The 18,221-nt window shown below is 69.9% G+C and carries 19 protein-coding genes and 2 pseudogenes; 8 read left to right on the top strand and 13 right to left on the bottom strand.

The features are described 5' to 3' along the window. Positions 1–3: 3 nt before the first annotated feature. Complete coding sequence (locus tag T398_RS03880) at positions 4–948, top strand: DMT family transporter (protein WP_496444610.1); 945 nt, start codon at positions 4–6, stop codon at positions 946–948. Here T398_RS03880 and T398_RS03875 read toward each other — a convergent pair. After that, positions 945–1,079, bottom strand: coding sequence for a hypothetical protein (locus T398_RS03875; protein WP_496444608.1), 135 nt, complete (start codon positions 1,077–1,079; stop codon positions 945–947). The genes T398_RS03880 and T398_RS03875 overlap by 4 nt on opposite strands. Here T398_RS03875 and T398_RS03870 point away from each other — a divergent pair. Then, a pseudogene (locus tag T398_RS03870) lies at positions 1,073–1,372 on the top strand (TetR-like C-terminal domain-containing protein); the annotation flags it as partial. The gene T398_RS03875 and the pseudogene T398_RS03870 sit on opposite strands and share 7 nt — an antisense overlap. 16 nt (positions 1,373–1,388) lie before the next feature. Here T398_RS03870 and T398_RS03865 read toward each other — a convergent pair. The 5 genes from T398_RS03865 to T398_RS03845 form a co-directional block, all read right to left on the bottom strand. Then, a complete protein-coding gene (locus T398_RS03865; protein ID WP_496444606.1) occupies positions 1,389–2,357 on the bottom strand; it encodes an NAD(P)/FAD-dependent oxidoreductase in 969 nt (322 codons plus the stop codon). 108 nt (positions 2,358–2,465) lie between these two features. Further along, positions 2,466–3,119: a rhomboid family intramembrane serine protease gene (locus tag T398_RS03860; RefSeq protein WP_496444604.1), complete on the bottom strand. Its 654-nt coding sequence runs from the start codon at positions 3,117–3,119 to the stop codon at positions 2,466–2,468. 130 nt (positions 3,120–3,249) lie between these two features. After that, positions 3,250–3,942 carry an aggregation-promoting factor C-terminal-like domain-containing protein gene (locus T398_RS03855; RefSeq protein WP_496444602.1) on the bottom strand — a complete coding sequence of 231 codons (693 nt, stop codon included), beginning with the start codon at positions 3,940–3,942 and terminating at the stop codon, positions 3,250–3,252. A 279-nt stretch (positions 3,943–4,221) separates the two neighbouring features. Beyond that, a complete protein-coding gene (locus T398_RS03850) occupies positions 4,222–4,635 on the bottom strand; it encodes a hypothetical protein (RefSeq protein WP_496444600.1) in 414 nt (137 codons plus the stop codon). Between the two features lie 31 nt (positions 4,636–4,666). After that, complete coding sequence (locus tag T398_RS03845) at positions 4,667–5,011, bottom strand: hypothetical protein (protein WP_496444598.1); 345 nt, start codon at positions 5,009–5,011, stop codon at positions 4,667–4,669. A gap of 267 nt (positions 5,012–5,278) precedes the next feature. Here T398_RS03845 and T398_RS03840 point away from each other — a divergent pair, with 267 nt between their 5' ends. The 3 genes from T398_RS03840 to otsB all read left to right on the top strand — a co-directional run bounded on the left by T398_RS03840 (position 5,279) and on the right by otsB (position 7,159). Next, entirely contained in the window at positions 5,279–5,722 is a 444-nt protein-coding gene (locus T398_RS03840; protein ID WP_496444596.1) for a helix-turn-helix domain-containing protein, read from the top strand. A 159-nt stretch (positions 5,723–5,881) separates the two neighbouring features. Next, positions 5,882–6,235, top strand: a complete 354-nt coding sequence (locus tag T398_RS03835; RefSeq protein ID WP_496444594.1) for a hypothetical protein — start codon at positions 5,882–5,884, stop codon at positions 6,233–6,235. 99 nt (positions 6,236–6,334) lie between these two features. Continuing rightward, positions 6,335–7,159: a trehalose-phosphatase gene (gene otsB, locus T398_RS03830; protein ID WP_496444592.1), complete on the top strand. Its 825-nt coding sequence runs from the start codon at positions 6,335–6,337 to the stop codon at positions 7,157–7,159. Positions 7,160–7,176: 17 nt separating this feature from the next. Here otsB and T398_RS03825 read toward each other — a convergent pair whose 3' ends face one another. After that, entirely contained in the window at positions 7,177–7,947 is a 771-nt protein-coding gene (locus T398_RS03825) for an isoprenyl transferase (protein ID WP_496444590.1), read from the bottom strand. 271 nt (positions 7,948–8,218) lie between these two features. Then, positions 8,219–10,057: a phosphoenolpyruvate carboxykinase (GTP) gene (locus T398_RS03820; protein WP_496444588.1), complete on the bottom strand. Its 1,839-nt coding sequence runs from the start codon at positions 10,055–10,057 to the stop codon at positions 8,219–8,221. A gap of 364 nt (positions 10,058–10,421) precedes the next feature. Between T398_RS03820 and T398_RS03815 the strand changes: the two genes are divergently transcribed. Together T398_RS03815 and T398_RS03810 are read left to right on the top strand one after the other, a co-directional pair. Then, complete coding sequence (locus tag T398_RS03815; protein ID WP_496444586.1) at positions 10,422–10,997, top strand: GtrA family protein; 576 nt, start codon at positions 10,422–10,424, stop codon at positions 10,995–10,997. 64 nt (positions 10,998–11,061) lie between these two features. Further along, positions 11,062–11,757, top strand: coding sequence for a GtrA family protein (locus T398_RS03810; protein WP_496444584.1), 696 nt, complete (start codon positions 11,062–11,064; stop codon positions 11,755–11,757). Between the two features lie 114 nt (positions 11,758–11,871). Here the strand turns inward: T398_RS03810 and T398_RS03805 are convergent, their stop codons facing one another. Continuing rightward, a complete protein-coding gene (locus tag T398_RS03805) occupies positions 11,872–12,501 on the bottom strand; it encodes a PH domain-containing protein (protein WP_496444582.1) in 630 nt (209 codons plus the stop codon). Between the two features lie 66 nt (positions 12,502–12,567). After that, positions 12,568–13,443 carry a biotin--[acetyl-CoA-carboxylase] ligase gene (locus T398_RS03800; RefSeq protein WP_496444580.1) on the bottom strand — a complete coding sequence of 292 codons (876 nt, stop codon included), beginning with the start codon at positions 13,441–13,443 and terminating at the stop codon, positions 12,568–12,570. A gap of 85 nt (positions 13,444–13,528) precedes the next feature. Between T398_RS03800 and T398_RS03795 the strand changes: the two genes are divergently transcribed. Beyond that, positions 13,529–15,112, top strand: a complete 1,584-nt coding sequence (locus T398_RS03795; RefSeq protein WP_496444578.1) for an acyl-CoA carboxylase subunit beta — start codon at positions 13,529–13,531, stop codon at positions 15,110–15,112. An 18-nt stretch (positions 15,113–15,130) separates the two neighbouring features. On the opposite strand, the pseudogene T398_RS03790 reads toward T398_RS03795, so the two are convergent. The 3 genes and pseudogenes from T398_RS03790 to T398_RS03780 form a co-directional block, all read right to left on the bottom strand. After that, positions 15,131–15,367: pseudogene (locus tag T398_RS03790) on the bottom strand (hypothetical protein); the annotation flags it as partial. Between the two features lie 140 nt (positions 15,368–15,507). Beyond that, positions 15,508–16,251 carry a M50 family metallopeptidase gene (locus tag T398_RS03785; protein WP_496444576.1) on the bottom strand — a complete coding sequence of 248 codons (744 nt, stop codon included), beginning with the start codon at positions 16,249–16,251 and terminating at the stop codon, positions 15,508–15,510. A 75-nt stretch (positions 16,252–16,326) separates the two neighbouring features. Beyond that, positions 16,327–18,207, bottom strand: coding sequence for a serine/threonine-protein kinase (locus tag T398_RS03780; RefSeq protein WP_496444574.1), 1,881 nt, complete (start codon positions 18,205–18,207; stop codon positions 16,327–16,329). Positions 18,208–18,221 lie beyond the last annotated feature (14 nt).

Here is an 18,221-nt window from a genome sequence, read left to right as displayed (position 1 = left end):
GCAGTGCCGGGGGCGCCACCCCGGCCGTCCCCGGCCCGCCGGCTGGTCGGGGTGGTGCTCGCGACCATCGCCGGAGTCGCCGTCGCCGTGCAATCCCGGGTCAACGGCGAGCTGGGCGTACGCCTGGCCGACGGGGTCGCCGCGGCGGTCGTCTCGTTCGGTCTGGGCCTGCTGGTCCTGCTGGTACTGGTGCCGGCGACGCCCGGCGGACGGCGCGGGCTGGCCGCCCTGCGCGCCGCGCTGACCGCCGGCAGGCTGCGCCCGTGGCAGTGCCTCGGCGGGCTCTGCGGGGCGTTCCTCGTGGCGACGCAGGGCCTCACGGTCGGCACCCTCGGCGTCGCCGTCTTCACCGTGGCGGTGGTCGCCGGCCAGTCCGCCAGCAGTCTCCTCGTGGACCGGGCCGGCATCGGCCCGAGCGGACGCCAGCCGGTTACCGGTCGGCGCCTGTTCGGGGCGGCGCTCACCGTGCTCGCGGTCGGGCTGGCCGTCGGCGGGCGGCTCAACGATCCGACCGCGTTGGCGCTGGCGGTGCTGCCGCTGCTCGCGGGGATCGTGGTGGCCTGGCAGCAGGCCGTCAACGGGCTGGTCGGCCGGGCGGCCGGCAGCCCGTTGACCGCGACGCTGGTCAATTTCACGGTGGGCCTCGTCGCCCTGTTGGCGGTCTTCGCGGTCGACATCGCGGTACGCGGGCTACCCGCTGGTTCACCGCCGGCCGAGCCGTGGCTCTACCTGGGTGGGCCGATCGGGATCACCTTCATCGCGATCGCCGCCGCTGTCGTCGAGTTCACCGGGGTGCTGCTGCTCGGCCTGGCCACGATCGCCGGCCAGGTGGTCGGCGCGGTCCTACTGGACGTGCTCCTGCCGACCGCGGCTTCCCGCCCGGACGCCACCACCCTGCTCGGCGCGGCACTGACCCTGGTCGCTGTCCTGATCGCCGCCCGGCGTTAGGAGCGGCGCTTCGCCGAGCTGACACCGGGGTCCCGGCGCAGCGCACGGAGGGTCTCGGCGAGGGCCTCTTCGAGCGCGGTCGGCGCGATCCCGAGGGCCTGTTGGGTGGCCGAGGAGTCCAACACGCCCACCGATGACCCTGCTCGGCATCGCCCGCGACGGGCTGGCCGCCGGACAGCTCACCCACCCCCCGGCCGACGACCTACCCCAACCCGTCCGAGACGACCTCGCCGACATCGCGGCGAGCCTCGTCCCGGGGATGCCGGCAGCGCTGCTCGCCCGGGTGCTGGCGGGGTGGACCCAGCTCTTCGGGCTGATCAGCTTCGAGCTCTTCGGCCGGATCAAGGGCGGTCTGCGGCACCGCGACGACTACTTCGACCACCAGATCGCGATGATGGCCGACCTCGTCGGCCTACCCCGGTAAGCCGGTCACCAGAGGGTCAGGTCCCGTCGGAGGAGTGCCCGGGGAAGAGGTGCGCCGCCGGATCGAGCACCACGGCCGCGTTGTTCACCGCGGTCGCGGCCTCACCGAAGCCGGTGGCGATCAGGCGGACCTTACCCGGGTACTCGGTGATGTCCCCGGCGGCGAAGACCCGCGGCAGGTTGGTCGCCATGGTGCTGTCCACCACGAGGTGCCGGCGGTCCAGGCGCAGGCCCCACTCCGCCAGCGGGCCGAGGTCGGCGGTGAAGCCGAGCGCCGCGACGACGGTGTCGACCGGCAACAACTCCGCCGCGCCGCCCCGGACGGTGATCTCGGCACCGGTCACCGCGCCGCCCCCGTGCAGCCTCGTCACCTCCGCGTTCACCACGACCCGCACCGGCAGGGCGCGGACTCGGGCGACGGTGGCGGCGTGCGCTCGGAACTTCTCCCGGCGATGCACGAGGGTCACCGAACGGGCCAGCGGCTGGAGGGTTGACGCCCAGTCGAAGGCAGAGTCCCCACCACCGACGATCAGCACGTCCTGACCGGTGAGGTCCGCCGGCTGCGGCACGAAGTAGATGATTCCGGTACCGACGAAGCGCTCCGCGACCGGCAGCGGGCGGGGTGTGAAGCTGCCCAGCCCGCCGGTGATCACTACCGCGCCGCAGCGGAGCTGATCACCCCCGGCCAGGCCGAGCACCGGCCGGCCATCGGCGTAGGACAGCTTCTCGGCCCGCGTGCCGAGCAGGTAGCGCGGGTCGAACGGGGCGGCCTGGGCAACCAGGTTGGCCACCAGATCCCGGCCCTTGATGGCCGGGAATCCGGCGACATCGTGAATCAACTTCTCCGGGTACATCGCCGTGATCTGGCCACCGGGCTCGGGCAGCGCGTCCACCACTGCCACCGAGAGCCCGCGGAAGCCGGCGTAGTACGCGGCGAAGAGGCCGGCGGGCCCGGCCCCGATCACCGCGACATCGACCTCGTGCATGGGCGTACCGTCGCTTTCCGCTCCCGGCTCAACCGACGCTGATCCTGACGGTAGAGGTGCCGGAGCCGCCGGGCAAGGATGTCCGACAGTCGGTTGGCGCCGCTCCGGTCAGCCGAAGATGCGGGTCGAGTCGGAGTAGTGCGGGCCACCCAGGCCAGGTTGACGCCGCCGGAAGACGATCGCGGCGACCACGCCGCCCAGCAGCCCGAAGAGGTGCCCCTGCCAGGAGATCCGCTCGTCGGTGGGGAGAATGCCGACGAGTTGCCAGCCATAGAGGAGGCCGACCAGGAGAACCACCGCGAAGTTCCACCAGCTCCGCTCGACGATACCCCGGGTGAGCAGGATGCCGAGGTAGCCGAAGATGACGCCGCTCGCGCCGACCACGACGGAGTTCGGCGCTCCGGTGAACCAGACGCCGAGCCCGCTGACCAAAATGATGATCAACGTGGACCAGAGGAAGCGACGCGCACCCGCCGCGAGCACGAAGGTGCCGAGCAGGATCAGCGGAATGCTGTTGCTGTAGAGGTGATCGAAGCCGTGGTGCAGAAACGGTGAGAAGAAGACGCCGTCCAGGCCGTCGAGGCGCTGCGGGATGATGCCGGCCGCCGGGTCGAGCCCGAATGCCAGCCCCTGGTCAACGGCCTCGACGAGGAAGAGGAACGGCACCACCGCGCACATGGCGACGAAGGACCGGCCGATCGCGGCGTAGAACGCCTCGGTGCCGAACCGGTGCGGGTCACTGCCCTCCGATAGCAGGCTCACCCGTCAACAGCTATCAGGTAGCGGCGACCGCCGCTACCTGGGCCGGTGTCAAATTTGATTGAACGGCGGCGGGGTGTGACCAAGCACACCCCGTCGCCGTCCGATGATCAGCATCCGCGCCTGCTGGAACTCAGTACCAGCCCATGCGCTGCAGGTAGGCCCAGGCATTGCATGGCGTCTGGTAGCGGCCCTCGATGTAGCCGAGCCCCCACAGGATCTGGGTTTTCGGGTTCGTCTCCCAGTCGTCGCCTTTCGACGCCATCTTGCTACCGGGTAGCGCCTGCGGAATCCCGTAGGCACCGGATAACGGGTTTCGGGCCTTGTGGTCCCAACCGCTTTCCTTGGTGAAGAGCTTGTCCAGGCAGGGGAACTCGTCGATTTCGAAGCCGGCGTTGAGCATCTCCGCGCAGCCGATCTGCCGGTTGCCGGTGAACTCCGCACACGAGTCCGGGATCGGGCCGTCGTACGGCTTCTCCGCCTCGGCCTCGGCCTCGGCCTTGGCCTTGGCCTGGGCCTTGGCGAGCTCCGCTGCCGCGGCTCGCGCCGCAGTCCGGGAGGCCGCAGCGGCCTCTTCCCGGCGCTTCCGCTCGGCCGTCGCCTCGGCGACCACGGCGTCGTGCAGCTTCTGCTGGTATTCGGTAGCCTGCTCCTTCATCGGATGCACCCGCGGTGCTCGCAGCGCAACCTGCTCGACTCCGGCGGTCTCCGACAGGTGTTGGCCCTGATCCCGGTCGTCGCCCAGGTGGAAGCCGCCGACGACGCCCGCAGCGAGCAGCGCCAGCGCGGCCGTCCGGGCACCCAACCGGCTCCACAGCCGATTCACGAGGTGGTCCCTTCCTTTCGGGGCACGAAAACGGCGCTGACCACACCCGGATGGGGTGGGGTCACACCGCGAGCACTCCGACCGCGCGAGTCTCCCGGCAGCTCCGCCAACGGGGACGCGGGCGAACGATCGCCGACGATCCGCCGGATGTGCGAGCGCTCGGGGACACGATTGCGCACAGTAGAGCGGATGGGAAACCACCAGCCCATATTGTGAGCTGCGCCACTCCCGAACCCGCCTTTCGCCACTCAGGGTAGTCGAGAGCCTCCCGCCCGCCGGCTACTCACCCGCTCGCCGAACCAGCGTCCCGGTCGAATGTCGACCATCGGCCGGGGCCGCAGCCGTGCCGGTCGCCTGTCGGCCATCGGCCGGGGCCGCCGCCGTGCCGGTCGCCTGTCGGCCACCGACCGGAGCCGCCGCCGTGCCGGTGTAGGTGGTGCCGGACCGGGCCATCGGTGGCGCGTTGCGCTTGCGAACCGGGTCCACCGGTGGCGGACCGGCGAGCGCGGACGCGATCGCCGCCTGGGCGTCGCGCCGCCGCCGGTTCCAGGCGCCGCGGTCACCATCGAAGTAGCCCTGCCGATAGCCGAACCGGTAACCGATCCGGTAGCTGAGCTGACCATGCAGCCGGCCGGCGGCATAGCTGGTGGCGGTCAGGACGCAGACGAGGAGCAGGGCGAGGAGTGGGCTCATCCGGCCACTCCGGACCGCGGACTGTGTGGACTCATCGTTCCTCCGGCTCAACCGGGGTGGGGTCCACGACGAGCAGCTGGTCGAGGTCGGCGATGCCGACCTGTTCGACCAGCTCGACGCGGATCCGGCACCCGTCCAGGACAACCTCGGCCACCGACGAGCGGCAGATCTCACCGCCCGCGTCGTAGACGCGGACACGGAGCTCCGGACAACCGAGGTGGGTACGCCAGGCGTGCCACTCCGCCCGGTCCCCGACGCTGAGGGAGAGGTAACGGGAACCCCGGGCCAGGTAGAGGCACCAGGGCGCGCTCAAGCCGGTGGCTACCCCGGCGGCGATCAGGCCGAATGCCTGCGCTCGGGTGGCGAGTTCGGTCACCAAGTCCCCCTCGTGCCGGAGATATCACGCATGGGAGCAAGCAGTCATCGTCTCCTGCACGGACACACGGTAGAGTGTCCCGCGAACGTGACAGTATCAGCTTTTCGTCTGATTCCCCGCCAGCCGCGCTGGCACCCTATTAACACAGGTGAGGACCGGTGCCAGTAGCACCGAACCAGACAACAAAAGCCGAGAAAGTCGTCACATTCACGTGACAACCGCGTGCCAGGAGACCGTTCGAGGGCCCCATAGTCGTACGGTCACCAGGTGACCGAGACGGCCAACGCACGAAAGATCGCCTTCGCCACCTTCGTCCGGCGCGCGCTCGACGAGGCCCGGGCCACCCGCGCCTGGAGCGGCACTGAGGTCTCCCGGCGCACCGGCGTCTCCCGACAAACAGTCAACCGATGGGTCCGGGGCGACTGGGCCAGCGACCCGGAGGCGGAACGCGTCGTGGCGTTCTGTGAAGGACTCGGGCTCGACCCGGCAACCGCCTTCACCACGCTGGGCTGGGACCGGCGGAGCACTCTCCACCGAGCCGAGACGACCCCGCCCCCGATGGATCCCGACGTCGAGGCACTCCTGCGCCGACTTGTCAACCCCGAGGTATCGGATGCGGAGAAGTTCCACATTCGAGAAACTATCCGATACCTCGCGTATCGGCCCACTCTCCCCGTTGCAGCGCCAAACCAGGGCAAAAAGGCTGGATGATCCTCAGATGGCGAAAGAACAGCAGGTCAGACTCATTCGTTTCGCTCCCGGGCCCGGATCGGCACGCTAGCGTCCGTAATCGTACTGCTTGGGCTCGTCGTCGGCGGGGGGACGGGAAGGCCGAACCCAGCCCTGCGGGACAGAAGGAGGGGTCTGTCCATGACCCTGAAGTGGTTGGCAGTCGTGGTCGGCACCGCGTCCCTGACGCTGTGCGTGACCGGGAACGCGGTGACTCTGGCGGTCAACGGCGAGCAGCTTCCCCTGCTCGTCAACCTCGTCACGCTCACCGCCACCGGCACCGCCGTCGTCCTGGCCGTGCTCGCCGAGCTGAACGACCGACTCAACGACCGGATCAGCGCGCTCACCGAGTTCCTGGTGGCCCGGCTCAACGAGATCGAATCCGGCACCGGTGACCGAAATTCCGGCTTCGTCGAGGGCTACCTGCTCCGGCACAGTCGGGAAGCCACCGTCGTCCCGATCGGGCGTCGGGGACGGGAAGCCGCCGAACGCTGAACGCCGCCACAAACCCCGCATCCACCCCGCCACCAGGCCCGGTGGCCGGGCACCTCACGGCCACGATTGAGCCGCTCCAAGCGGGGTACGCTGTCGCGCGTGCCGCCGTTGAATCTGGGCAAGCAGCCGCCGAAAACCCCGTTCACCGCCGACCTCGCCTGGCAGGAAACCGCTGCCCGGGCGGCCGGAACCGTCCTCTTCTTCGACTTCGACGGCACCCTCGCCCCGGTCCGGGACGACCCGACGGCGGTGCAGCCCGCACCGAGGGTGCTCACCGCGATCGAGGCGCTCGCTCCCGTCGTCCGTCGGATCGCGATCGTCTCCGCACGCCCGGTCGACTTCCTCCGCGAGCGAATCGGTGATCTCGCCGGTGTTGACCTCTACGGTCTCTACGGGCTGGAGCACAGCCACTCCGGCGGCGAAACCGTCACCGAACCAGCGGCGCTGCCCTGGGTGCCGACCATGGCGGAGCTCGCCGGTCAGGCCCGCGCCGAGCTGCCCGCGGGCACCCTGGTGGAGTACAAACGGCTCTCGGTGGCACTGCACTGGCGGACCGCCCCGCAGCTCGGACCGGCGGTTACCCGGTGGGGTTACGCGCAGGCCGAGCAGCTCGGCCTGCGGGTCCAGGCCGGACGGATGGTCCTGGAGCTGAAGCCGCCAGTCGACCGGGACAAGGGCATGGTCATCGATGAGGTGGTGCGGGATGCGGAGGCCGCCTGGTACTTCGGCGACGACGTATCGGACATCAAGGCATTCGCGGCGCTACGCGCCCGGGCCACCGCCGACCCACGCTTCTTCGGCGTCTGCGTCGCGGTCGCCAACCCGGAAACCGGCGAAGAGGTTGCCGCCGCCGCGGATCTGACCATCGACTCGCCCGCAGACCTCGGCGACTTCCTCACCGCCGCCGCGCGCCGGCTGGCCTGACTCCCGGGCTGGGGCGATCAGATGCCGAAGCGACGCTGCCGGCTGGCGTAGGAGCGCAGCGCGCGGAGAAAGTCGACCCGGCGGAAATCCGGCCAGTTCAACTCGCAGAAATAGAACTCCGAATGGACGGACTGCCAGAGCAGGAAACCGGACATCCGCTGCTCGCCGCTGGTCCGTATGATCAGATCGGGGTCCGGCAGGCCCCGGGTGTAGAGGTGCTCGGTGATGTGCTCGACATCGAACGTCTCAGCCAGCCGCTCGATGCCGGTGCCGGCCTTCGCGTGCTCGTGCAGGAACGATCGCACCGCGTCGGCGATCTCACGCCGGCCGCCGTAGCCCACGGCGATGTTGACCTGTGCGCCGCCCACCCGGTCCCGGGTCCGCTCCGCCGCTGCCTTGAGCGCCGCCGAGTGCTGCGCCGGCAACACGTCGAGCGCCCCGACCAGCCGCAGCCGCCAGGGGTTGCCCTCCTCAGCCAGCTCGCTCGTCAGGTCCTCGATGATCTGCAACAACGGATCGAGCTGGGCGGCCGGGCGGGTCAGGTTGTCGGTGGAGAGCAGCCAGAGCGTCACATGCCCGACGCCGGCCGCGTCACACCACCGCAGCAGCTCCTTGATCCGCTCGGCACCGACCCGGTGGCCGTCGTTGGGGTCGACGAACCCCATCTCCCGCGCCCACCTGCGGTTACCGTCACACATCACACCGACGTGCTGAGGCACCGGCTTGCCCGCCAACCTGGCCGTGAGCCGGCGTTCGTACACCGAGTAGACAACGTCCCGCAGAGTCATCACCTGCCAGGGTAGCGACCGGAATGACGCCTCACGGCTCGGGATGCCGATCGCCGACGGCCAGACCACGCCCGATCATGGCCGGCGTCCGGATGTCCCACCGGCCGTCGCGATCGGGAAGGACCGGCCGCCGGGCCGGCCCCCACCATCACATCGAACTCGTCGCCCGTGGACCAGCCCGGTCGCCCCTCGCCGCCGCCGAGCTATTGCTCTCGGCTGCCGTTGCCGGGACCATCCATCGCCCGCGGCGCCGGCCCAGCCAAATCCGCTACTACCGCGGCTCCGCGTCGAGCCGGGCACGCAGCGCGTCCAGCTCGGCCCAGAGGACACCGGGCAGCTTGTCCCCGAACTTCGTAAACCACTCGGTGACCATCGGTAGTTCGGCCTGCCACTCGTTCGCGTCGACCTTCAGCGCGATCCGAATGTCTTCCGAGGTCATGTCCAGGCCCTCGACGTCCAGTGCGTCCGCGGTGGGAACCATGCCGATCGGGGTCTCCACGGCGTCGGCCCGGCCCTCGATCCGCTCAACGATCCACTTCAGGACCCGGGAGTTCTCGCCGAAGCCCGGCCAGAGGAAGTTGCCCTCGGCATCCTTGCGGAACCAGTTGACGTAGTAGACGCTCGGCAGCTTCGACTCGTCGCCGTCGACGCCCTTGCCCATCTCGATCCAGTGCCGGAAGTAGTCACCGGCGTGGTAGCCGATGAAGGGCAGCATCGCCATCGGGTCCCGACGCACGACGCCCACCGCGCCCGAAGCCGCGGCGGTGGTCTCCGAGGAGAGCGTCGCGCCCAGGTAGACGCCGTGCACCCAGTCCCGCGCCTCGGTGACCAGTGGAACGGTGTCCCGACGCCGGCCGCCGAAGAGGATCGCGTCGATCGGTACGCCGTTGGGGTTGTAGTAGTCCTCGGCGAGGATCGGGCACTGGGTGATCGGGGTGCAGAACCGGCTGTTGGCGTGCGAGGAGAGGTTTTCGCTCTCCGGCGTCCAGTCGTTGCCCTTCCAGTCGATAAGGTGCGCCGGGGGCTCGCCCATGCCCTCCCACCAGATGTCGCCGTCGTCGGTGAGGGCCACGTTGGTGAAGACGGAGTTGCCGCGGTCCAACGTCCGCATCGCGTTGGCGTTGGTCTTCCAGTCGGTGCCGGGGGCGACCCCGAAGAGGCCGTACTCCGGGTTGACCGCGTAGAGGCGCCCGTCCGGGCCGAACCGCATCCAGGCGATGTCGTCCCCGATGGTCTCGACCTTCCAGCCTGGGATGGTCGGCTCCAGCATGGCGAGGTTGGTCTTACCGCAGGCCGATGGGAAGGCCCCGGCGATGTGGTAGACCCTCCCCTCCGGCGATGTGATCTTCAGGATCAACATGTGCTCGGCGAGCCAGCCCTCGTCCCGCCCCATCACACTGGCGATCCGCAGCGAGTAGCACTTCTTGCCGAGCAGCGAGTTGCCGCCGTAGCCGGAGCCGTAGGACCAGATCTCCCGGGTCTCCGGGAAGTGCGAGATGTATTTTGTCTCGTTGCACGGCCAGGACACGTCCTGCTGGCCCGGTGCGAGCGGTGCGCCGATCGAGTGCAGCGCGTGCACGAAGTCCGCGTCGTCGCCCATCGCCGCCAGGATCTTCCCACCCATCCGGGTCATGATCCGCATCGAGGCGACCACGTACGGACTGTCGGTGATCTCGATGCCGAACATCGGCTTCTCGGCCTCTACCGGGCCCATGCAGAAGGGGATGACGTACATGGTGCGACCGCGCATGCAACCGCGGTACAGCTCCGTCATCGTCCGCTTCATCTCGGCCGGCGCCATCCAGTTGTTGGTCGGGCCGGCGTCTGCCTCGTCCACCGAGCAGATGTAGGTACGCTCCTCGACCCGCGCCACATCCGTCGGATCGGTCCGCGCGTAAAACGAGTTGGGCTTCTTCTCCGGGTTGAGCCGGACCAGGGTGCCCGCCTCGACGAGTTCGTCGGTGAGACGACGCCACTCTTCTTCTGACCCGTCCGCCCAGACCACACGGTCCGGGGTGGTCAGTTCCGCGATCTCACGGACCCAGGCAAGCAGTTTGGGGTGGGATGTCGGGGCCTGATCGATACCCCGAACAGTGGCCGGAGCAACCATGACACATCTCCTTGTGGTCGACGCTGACCGGTCTATGGGATGCACGAGGCTTGACGGCGCGTCGCGTCGCCTACGTGAAACCTGGGATTGGCCTCAGCGTAAACCGGCTTGCGTCAGCAGTCAGTGGGACTGGTTGTGAAGAACTGCACAAGCTACGGTCCGGCTGCGGCATCGCGAGCTAATACCCGCTTTCACGCGCAGTTTCACGCAAATCCAGTGACGAAACGGCCGGCCCGCCGTCGTCCGGTACGTCGGCGGTGTACCGGCGTGCGCTTGGCCGGATGGCTCGGGAGACCCGGCCCGGGGCTTGCTATCCCCTGCCCGTCACCACTGTCCGTACCAGCCATGCCGACCGGAGCTACCCGTGCCGTGGGCCGACACCCGGTACGCTCGCTCGGTGGCAGCGACGATGACCGGCGAGCCCGGCTCCCGGCGGACCCGGCCGGGCCTGATCCACTCCCTGCTGAACCGGTTCGGTCACCTCGTCCACGAGTTGAGCAAGTTCGCCACGGTGGGCGGCATCGCCTTCATCGTCGACTTCGCCCTCTTCAACCTCCTGACCTCGGTGCAGGACGTCGAGCAGGTGACTGCGAAGACCATCTCCACGGTGGTGGCGGCGACTTTCGCCTTCCTCGGCAACCGGTTCTGGACGTGGCGACACCGCCGGGGCGCCAACCCAGCCCGCGAGTACGCGCTCTTCTTCATCTTCAACGCGGTGGGCCTCGGTATCACCGTGGCGGTCCTGGCGATCAGCCGCTACGGCCTGGGCCAGATCTGGCCGGAGGTCTTCCAGACCCCGCTGGCGGACAACATCGCCAGCTATCTCGTCGGCACCGGGCTGGCGACCCTCTTCCGGTTCTGGTCCTATCGACGGTTCGTCTTCGTACCAGCGGGAACTCCCGCCGCACCGGAAGCGAAGCACGACCGAAACCGGGCGTGACCTGGCGCCCATCTCGCCAGGCCGGGACGATCCCGGCCCAGCCCACTCGCCTAAGGTGTTCTGCATGCGTCTGGTCCGTCTCCTGCCCGAGCGTTGGCAGAAGTTCCTGCATGAGGCGCTCAAATTCGGCATCGTCGGGGGCGTCAACACCGTCATCAATTACGCGGTGTTCAACGCCCTTGCACTCACTGTCTTCCAGGGTGGTGCACTGAAGGCGACGGTCGTCGCCACCATCACCGCGACGATCACGTCGTACCTAATGAATCGCCACTGGACGTACCGTGATCGCCCGAAAACGGCAGTTAGACGCGAGTATGTCCTTTTCTTTCTTTTTAACGGTGCGGGGCTCCTCATCGAGCTGGGGGTGCTGGCCGCGGCCAAATACGGCCTCGGCGTGACCAGCCTGCTCGCCCTCAACCTCGCCAAGACGATGGGTGTCCTGCTGGCGACGCTGTTCCGGTTCTGGTCCTACCGGACGTTCGTCTTCCAGCCCGCACCGGCGCCGGCCACCAACAACTGGCACAGCATCCCCCGCGACGAGTGGGACACGATGGCCGAGATGGACCCGGTCGCCGAGCTGGCGGAGTCGGTCTCGGAGCTGGAGGAAACCGCCCCGCCACCGGGCACCCGCCACCCCCTCCACGCACCAATCCAAGGGCTGACCATCCCGCTGGACGCCCGCCTCGACCTGGACCGGGAGCTGGCCGCCGAACTCGCCGCGGAGCTCCAACCGAGCACCCGCCGATCCCGTCGCCCCTGACCGCACCCGGGCTCCGGGGCTCCGGGGCGCGGCGCCGCGGTCGCAGCCCGCCCGGCTCCGGGGCGGGGCGCCGCCGGCGACCGGCCCAGCCCGCCCGGCTGCGACGGGACCCGCTCAGCCCGATTCCCCGGACGGCCTGCCGTCCCGGGCCTCGGTCAACCCCTCCCGAAGCTCGGCGTCGCCGGACAGCGGCCGGTCGTACTGCGCCTCCACCAACTCGTAGAGCATCGTCTGCACCCGCCCCACCTGCGGCACATCATCCAACGCCGACCGCCCACGCTCCCCCGCGGAGTCGATGGTCAGGGTTCCGCAGCCGAACAACCGCTCGCTGAGGCGCTGCTGCATCGCATGGTCGGTGACCCGGGTGAGCGGGATGTCCCGGCGGTCCCGGGAGAGCACACCCTGCTGGATGAGCACCCGCTCATTGGTGAACAGGTAGTGGGTCGCCTGCCAGACCAGCGCCGGCCAGAGCGCGAACCAGAGCACCCCCACCAGCGCCGCCCCGCCCAGCACCACCAACACCGCCGTCCCACCGGCACCGTCGGGGGCCAGTACCAGGGCGCCCACCACCACCGCGACGGCGAGAACCGTCACCGCGGCCGGCCGGACCAGGACCTTCCAGTGCGGGTGCAGATGCAGCACGACGTGCTCGTCCTCGGTGAGCACGTCCTCAGGAAACGCCACGGGTACCTCCAGCACAGATCGGACGCGCAGACCGTAACCGCTCACACCACCCCACGACATCAGCCGCGCGGGCTGGACGACGACAGCCGCTACCGAGCCCGGCCCCGCCGGGTCAGCCGTGGCCGTTCAGCGCAGGTGCAGAATGTCGCCGGCGGAGAGGTGCCGGGTGGCTTCCGGGGTGGCCACCACCAGCTGGCCGTCGGAGTCAACGCCGGTCGCCGTGCCGGTCAACTCGCCACCGTCCGGCAGCAGCACCCGGACCGGACGGTCCACGGTGGCACAGCCGGCCAGGTACGCCGCGCGCAGGCCACTGGCCACCGCATCGCCCTCCGCGGCCCGCCACCGCCCATACCAGTCGCCCAGCGACCGGAGCAGCGCCCGCAACAACGGATCCCGGTCGGTCGCCGCGGCACCGGCCAACTGCAGCGAGGTCGCCGGCAGGCCATTCGGGTTCGCCGGCAACTCGTCGGCACGAAGAGTCACGTTCAGACCGATGCCGAGGACGATCGCGGGAGGCGCCGCCGCCCCCGCCACCGGCACCCCCTCGGCCAGGATCCCGCCGCACTTCGCGTCACCGACGAGCAGATCGTTCGGCCACTTGAGGGTGGCCTCCAACTCGGCCAGCCGGGTCACCGCCTGCACCAGCGCCACTCCGGCCAGCAGCGGCAGCCACCCGTACGCCGACGGGGGCACCGGCGCCCAGCCCCGCTCGGGCACCGCTTCCCCCGGCCGAAGCAGGACGCTGGTCGCGATCCCCGCCCGAGCCGGCGACTGCCAGTCGCGGCCCCGCCGGCCCCGCCCCGCACGCTGCCGCTCCGCGACCAGTACCAGGCCCTCCGGCTCCCCGGAGCGGGCATACTCGGCCACGTCCGCGTTGGTCGAGCCGGTCTCGGCGCGCAGCTCCAGCCGGGCCCACGAACCGTGCGGCGCGACCAACGCGCGACGCAGCCGCGCCACCGACAGTGGTGGGCGATCCAGGTCGGTGTACGGGGAACCCAGCATCCCGCCAGCCTACGGCCCTTCCGATGAGCGGTGGTGAGGCGTACTGCACAGCGGCGCCCAGCTGAACCATCGTTATATTCCCTTGGTGACTACCGAGACCGGGACCAACATCCACAGCACCGCGGGCAAGCTGGCGGACCTGGAGCGTCGGATCGACGAGGCGGTGCACGCCGGGTCGGCGCGCGCCGTGGACAAGCAGCACGCACGGGGCAAGAAGACCGCGCGGGAACGGATCGAGCTCCTCCTCGACCCCGGCTCCTTCGTCGAAATGGACGAGCTGGCCCGACACCGGTCCACCAACTTCGGACTGGCGAAGACCCGCCCCTACGGCGACGGCGTCATCACCGGCTACGGAACCATCGACGGCCGCCAGGTCTGCGTCTTCGCGCAGGACTTCACGGTCTTCGGCGGCTCCCTCGGCGAGGTCTTCGGCGAAAAGATCGTCAAGGTGATGGACCTGGCCATGAAGACCGGATGCCCGGTCATCGGGATCAACGACTCCGGCGGGGCCCGAATCCAGGAGGGCGTCACCTCGCTCGGCCTCTACGGCGAGATCTTCTTCCGCAACGTACGGGCCAGTGGCGTCATCCCGCAGATCTCGCTCATTCTCGGCCCGTGCGCGGGCGGCGCCGTCTACTCGCCCGCGGTCACCGACTTCACCGTCATGGTCGACCAGACCTCACACATGTTCATCACCGGCCCGGACGTGATCAAGACCGTCACCGGTGAGGACGTCGCCATGGAGGAGCTGGGCGGCGCCCGTACGCACAACTCGCGCAGCGGCAACGCGCACTACCTCGCCACCGACGAGGAGGACGCGATCGAGTACGTCAAGGCGCTGCTGTCGTACCTGCCGTCGAACAACCTGGATGAGCCGGTCACGTACCCGGTCGACCTGGACCTCGAGATCAGCGACGAGGACCGGGAACTGGACACCCTCATCCCGGACTCGGCGAACCAGCCGTACGACATGCACCAGGTCATCGAGCACGTCCTCGACGAGGGCGAGTTCCTTGAGGTGCAGCCGCTGTACGCGCAGAACCTGATCGTCGGCTACGGCCGGGTCGAGGGCCGGCCGGTCGGCGTGGTCGCGAACCAGCCCATGCACTTCGCCGGCACGCTGGACATCGCCGCGTCGGAGAAGGCCGCGCGCTTCGTCCGCACCTGCGACGCGTTCAACATTCCCGTACTCACCTTCGTGGACGTACCCGGCTTCCTCCCCGGCACCAGCCAGGAGTGGGAGGGCATCATCCGCCGGGGCGCGAAGCTCATCTACGCGTACGCCGAGGCCACCGTCGGAAAGGTCACCGTCATCACCCGCAAGGCGTACGGCGGTGCGTACGACGTCATGGGCTCCAAGCACCTCGGCGCGGACCTGAACTTCGCCTGGCCGACCGCCCAGATCGCGGTGATGGGGGCGCAGGGGGCGGTCAACATCCTGCACCGGCAGGACCTGGCCGGCGCCGCCGACCCGGCGGCGCGACGGGCCGAGCTGATCACCGAATACGAGGACACCCTCGCCAACCCGTACATCGCCGCCGAGCGCGGGTACATCGACTCGGTCATCCCGCCGCACGAAACCCGGGCACAGATTGTCCGCGCGCTGCGGGTACTGCGTACCAAGCGCGAGACCCTTCCCCCGAAGAAGCACGGCAACATCCCGCTGTAGGTGCAGCGTCGGCGTGGCTCAGCAGGGCGGGCTGGCGGCGGTGCACATGCGACGGGCCGCCACGTCGGCGAGGCGGACCAGTTCCGCCTCGCCGGCCATGCTGACGAAGAGCACCGTCACCAGGTCATCGACGCGCAACACGACCCGCAGCTCCGGCGAGTTCGCCACGGCCTGCAGTTCGCCCGTCGTGGGGTTGGCGGACAGGGAGGACGAGTGCCGCAGCAGGAGCGACTCTGCACCGGCGAAGTCCACCCGCGTCACCGGTGAGCACGTACACGAAGCCGAGCAGCCGCTGCCGGCTCCCCCGATAGAACTCGTCACGCACCAGCGCCGGCCCCGGGTTGCCGGCGGTCCCGGCTCTTCCGCCTCGACTGGGCCATCCGGGACGGCCCGGTTCAGCCGACCAGCCCGTACCCGGTCCAGGCCGGGCCGGCCAACAGCGCCGCGCCGAAGCCCAGCACGACCAGGTTGACCAGGGCGAACACCGTGACCCAGAAGAACGCGGGGAAGGGGGTGATGCCGGCGAGTTGGTCGACGTCGGAGGCGGGCATCCGGCCGCGGGCGCGTAGCCGTTGCAGCTCGACCACCGGGCGGATACCGCCGAGCAGCAGGAACCACACCCCGGTGTACGCGAACGCCGCCTGCACCTGCGGTGCGGCGTACCAGGAGACGGCGAGTACGAGCCCTCCGGTGACCAGCAGCGACAGCACTCCGAAGATGTTGCGGATCAGGACCAGCATGGCCAGCAGCAGTGCGACGGCGATCCACAACAGCAGGGTGATCCGGTTGCCACCGAGGAGTCCGGCGCCGGCGAGCCCGACCAGCGGTGGAGCCAGGTAGCCGGCGAGCAGGGTGATCACCATGCCGGGTCCGGTGGGGCGACCGGCGGAGAGGGTGAGCCCGGAGGTGTCCGAGTGCAGCCGGATGCCGTGCAGGCGACGGCCGGTGAGCAGGGCGGCCAGGGCGTGCCCGCCCTCGTGGGCGATGGTGACCGCGTTGCGGGCGACCCGCCAGGGGCGCCCGGTGCTGACCACGACCAGCGCCCCCACCCCGGTCAGCAGCACCAGCAGCGGAGGCGGGTCCGGCTGCGCGCCGAGCAGTGTGTCCCAGATACCGGTCAGACCGTCGATCGACACCATGGGCGGGGAGCCTACCGCCCTCCTCCCGGCCGACCGCCGGCCCGATCTGGCCGCCCTCGGCCAGCCGGGACGAGATCAGCTACGTACTGGCACAAACCCGGCGGCGATGATCTCGAAAATCGACTCGTTCGCCGCCCAGTCGTCCTCCGGGCAGTCCCAGCGGATCGCGTAGCCCTTGTCTGGCGCGGTCACGAAGCCACGATTACGGACGTGCATCTGACGTCCGTGGTCGCCATCGAAGATCCACTCCCAGTCGGCGGCCTCATCCCAGTAGTCCACTGAAACGATCTTGACGTGCTGGTAGCCGCGGTAGCCGTCGCGTCGGGCAGCCTCCTGCTTACGCCAGTCGGCCACGGCATCGTCCAGTGGCGTCGTCGTCTGGTCGATGAGCAGGGCCCGCCCCTGACCGTCGGAGAACCGGACCCGATAGTCCTCCGGCCCCCGACCCCATTGCCGGCGGTAGTCCAGGTCGAACCCCGGCGGCACCGGCACCACAAACCCCGTGGCGTCCCGGTGTAACTTCCAGCCGGCCGGCAGGGCCGCGCCCGCCGCGCCACTCGGGGTCGGGCTGGTCGCTGCCGGGCTGGCGCTGGTCGGCGGGGAACTCGTCGGCGCCGTGGCGCTCGGAGCCGAGTTGGCCGGAGCCGTGCTGGCCCCGGCACCGGTCGCGACGGCACCCGGATCCGCTCCGCCATCCTCCGTGGCAAGGCGCGGATAGGCCACCACGAGACCAAGCAGGAGCAGGACCGCCACGGCACCGATCAGCAGGTTGCGGCGGGTGGCGTGACGCTTCGTACCGGCCTCGGGCCCACCGGGCGGGGGCACGGACCAGGCCGGGGCGACCGACAGCCCACCGAGCTTCGCCGTCGGGTCGGCGTCCGGTCGCTCCACCGGAGGATTGACCGGCGCGGTCGGGCCGGTACCCGTCACCTTCGCGGTGCGGGCGGCATCGGCCGGCGGCTCGACCGCCGGTGGTGGCCCACCGGGTGACGGCGCGGATGCCGGTGCCGCCGACGCCGGGGGTTCGGGCGGCTTCGGCGCCGGTCGCGGCGCCGGCACCGACGCTGGCGTCCGCCCTTGGCGACGGTTCGGCCCAGGCCGGCGTACGCCGGACAGCAGCGGGATGAGCTGCGAACGTTTGCCGCCGGCTCGGCGCAGTAGCCGCTCTGCCACCTCGGCGGTGATCCGCTGGGTCGGATCCTTGCGCAGCAGGCCGTTGAGCACCGGGCGCAGCGGGCCGGCGTTCTTCGGCGGCGGCGGCGGCTCGGTGGCCAGCGCCGCGAGAGTACCGATCGCCGAAGGGCGGGCGTACGGCGACTTGCCCTCCACCGCCGCGTACAACGTCGCCCCCAGCGACCAGAGATCCGCCTCCGGCCCGGCGGTACCGTCCCGGGCCCGCTCGGGGGCGATGTAGGCGGGGGAGCCGAGCACCATGCCGGTGCGGGTGACATTCGGGTCACCCGGCACCGTGGCGATTCCGAAGTCGGTCAACACCACCCGCCCGTCCTCGCCGAGCAACACATTGCCCGGCTTGACGTCCCGGTGCATCACCCCCGCCCGATGCGCCGCCTTCAGCGCACCAAGCACCCCCAGACCGATCTGCACCCCCTGAGCCGGCGACACCGGCCCCTGCTCGGCCAGCGTGTCCTGGAGGGACTTCGACGCCACGTACTCCATCACGATCCACGGATCACCATCGGTGCGCAGCACATCGAAGATGCGAACGACATTGACGTGATTGAGACGAGCGATCGCCCGCGCCTCCCGCAGCGAACGCTCCCGCATCTCGCGGCGCTCCTCATCGGTGAGACCGGGCGGCGGCACCAACTCCTTGATCGCCACAGTCCGGTGCAGCACCTCGTCCTGCGCCTTCCACACCCGACCCATGCCGCCCTGGCCGAGCGGCGACAAAAGCCGGTACCGACCAGCGACAAGTTCCGAGGGTACGTTCGACATCGCCTGAAACGGTA

The sequence above is a fragment of the Salinispora goodfellowii genome, assembly GCF_059570675.1.
This window is presented reverse-complemented; position numbering and strand designations above follow the sequence as displayed.

Coding starts and splice junctions, on each gene's coding strand:
- T398_RS03805 (WP_496444582.1), bottom strand. CDS start 12,501: ATGTCGTGGGGTGGTGTGAGCGGTTACGGTCTGCGCGTCCGATCTGTG.
- T398_RS03835 (WP_496444594.1), top strand. CDS start 5,882: ATGACCCTGAAGTGGTTGGCAGTCGTGGTCGGCACCGCGTCCCTGACG.
- T398_RS03825 (WP_496444590.1), bottom strand. CDS start 7,947: ATGACTCTGCGGGACGTTGTCTACTCGGTGTACGAACGCCGGCTCACG.
- T398_RS03850 (WP_496444600.1), bottom strand. CDS start 4,635: ATGAGCCCACTCCTCGCCCTGCTCCTCGTCTGCGTCCTGACCGCCACC.
- T398_RS03800 (WP_496444580.1), bottom strand. CDS start 13,443: ATGCTGGGTTCCCCGTACACCGACCTGGATCGCCCACCACTGTCGGTG.
- T398_RS03820 (WP_496444588.1), bottom strand. CDS start 10,057: ATGGTTGCTCCGGCCACTGTTCGGGGTATCGATCAGGCCCCGACATCC.
- T398_RS03780 (WP_496444574.1), bottom strand. CDS start 18,207: ATGTCGAACGTACCCTCGGAACTTGTCGCTGGTCGGTACCGGCTTTTG.
- T398_RS03785 (WP_496444576.1), bottom strand. CDS start 16,251: ATGGTGTCGATCGACGGTCTGACCGGTATCTGGGACACACTGCTCGGC.
- T398_RS03865 (WP_496444606.1), bottom strand. CDS start 2,357: ATGCACGAGGTCGATGTCGCGGTGATCGGGGCCGGGCCCGCCGGCCTC.
- T398_RS03810 (WP_496444584.1), top strand. CDS start 11,062: ATGCGTCTGGTCCGTCTCCTGCCCGAGCGTTGGCAGAAGTTCCTGCAT.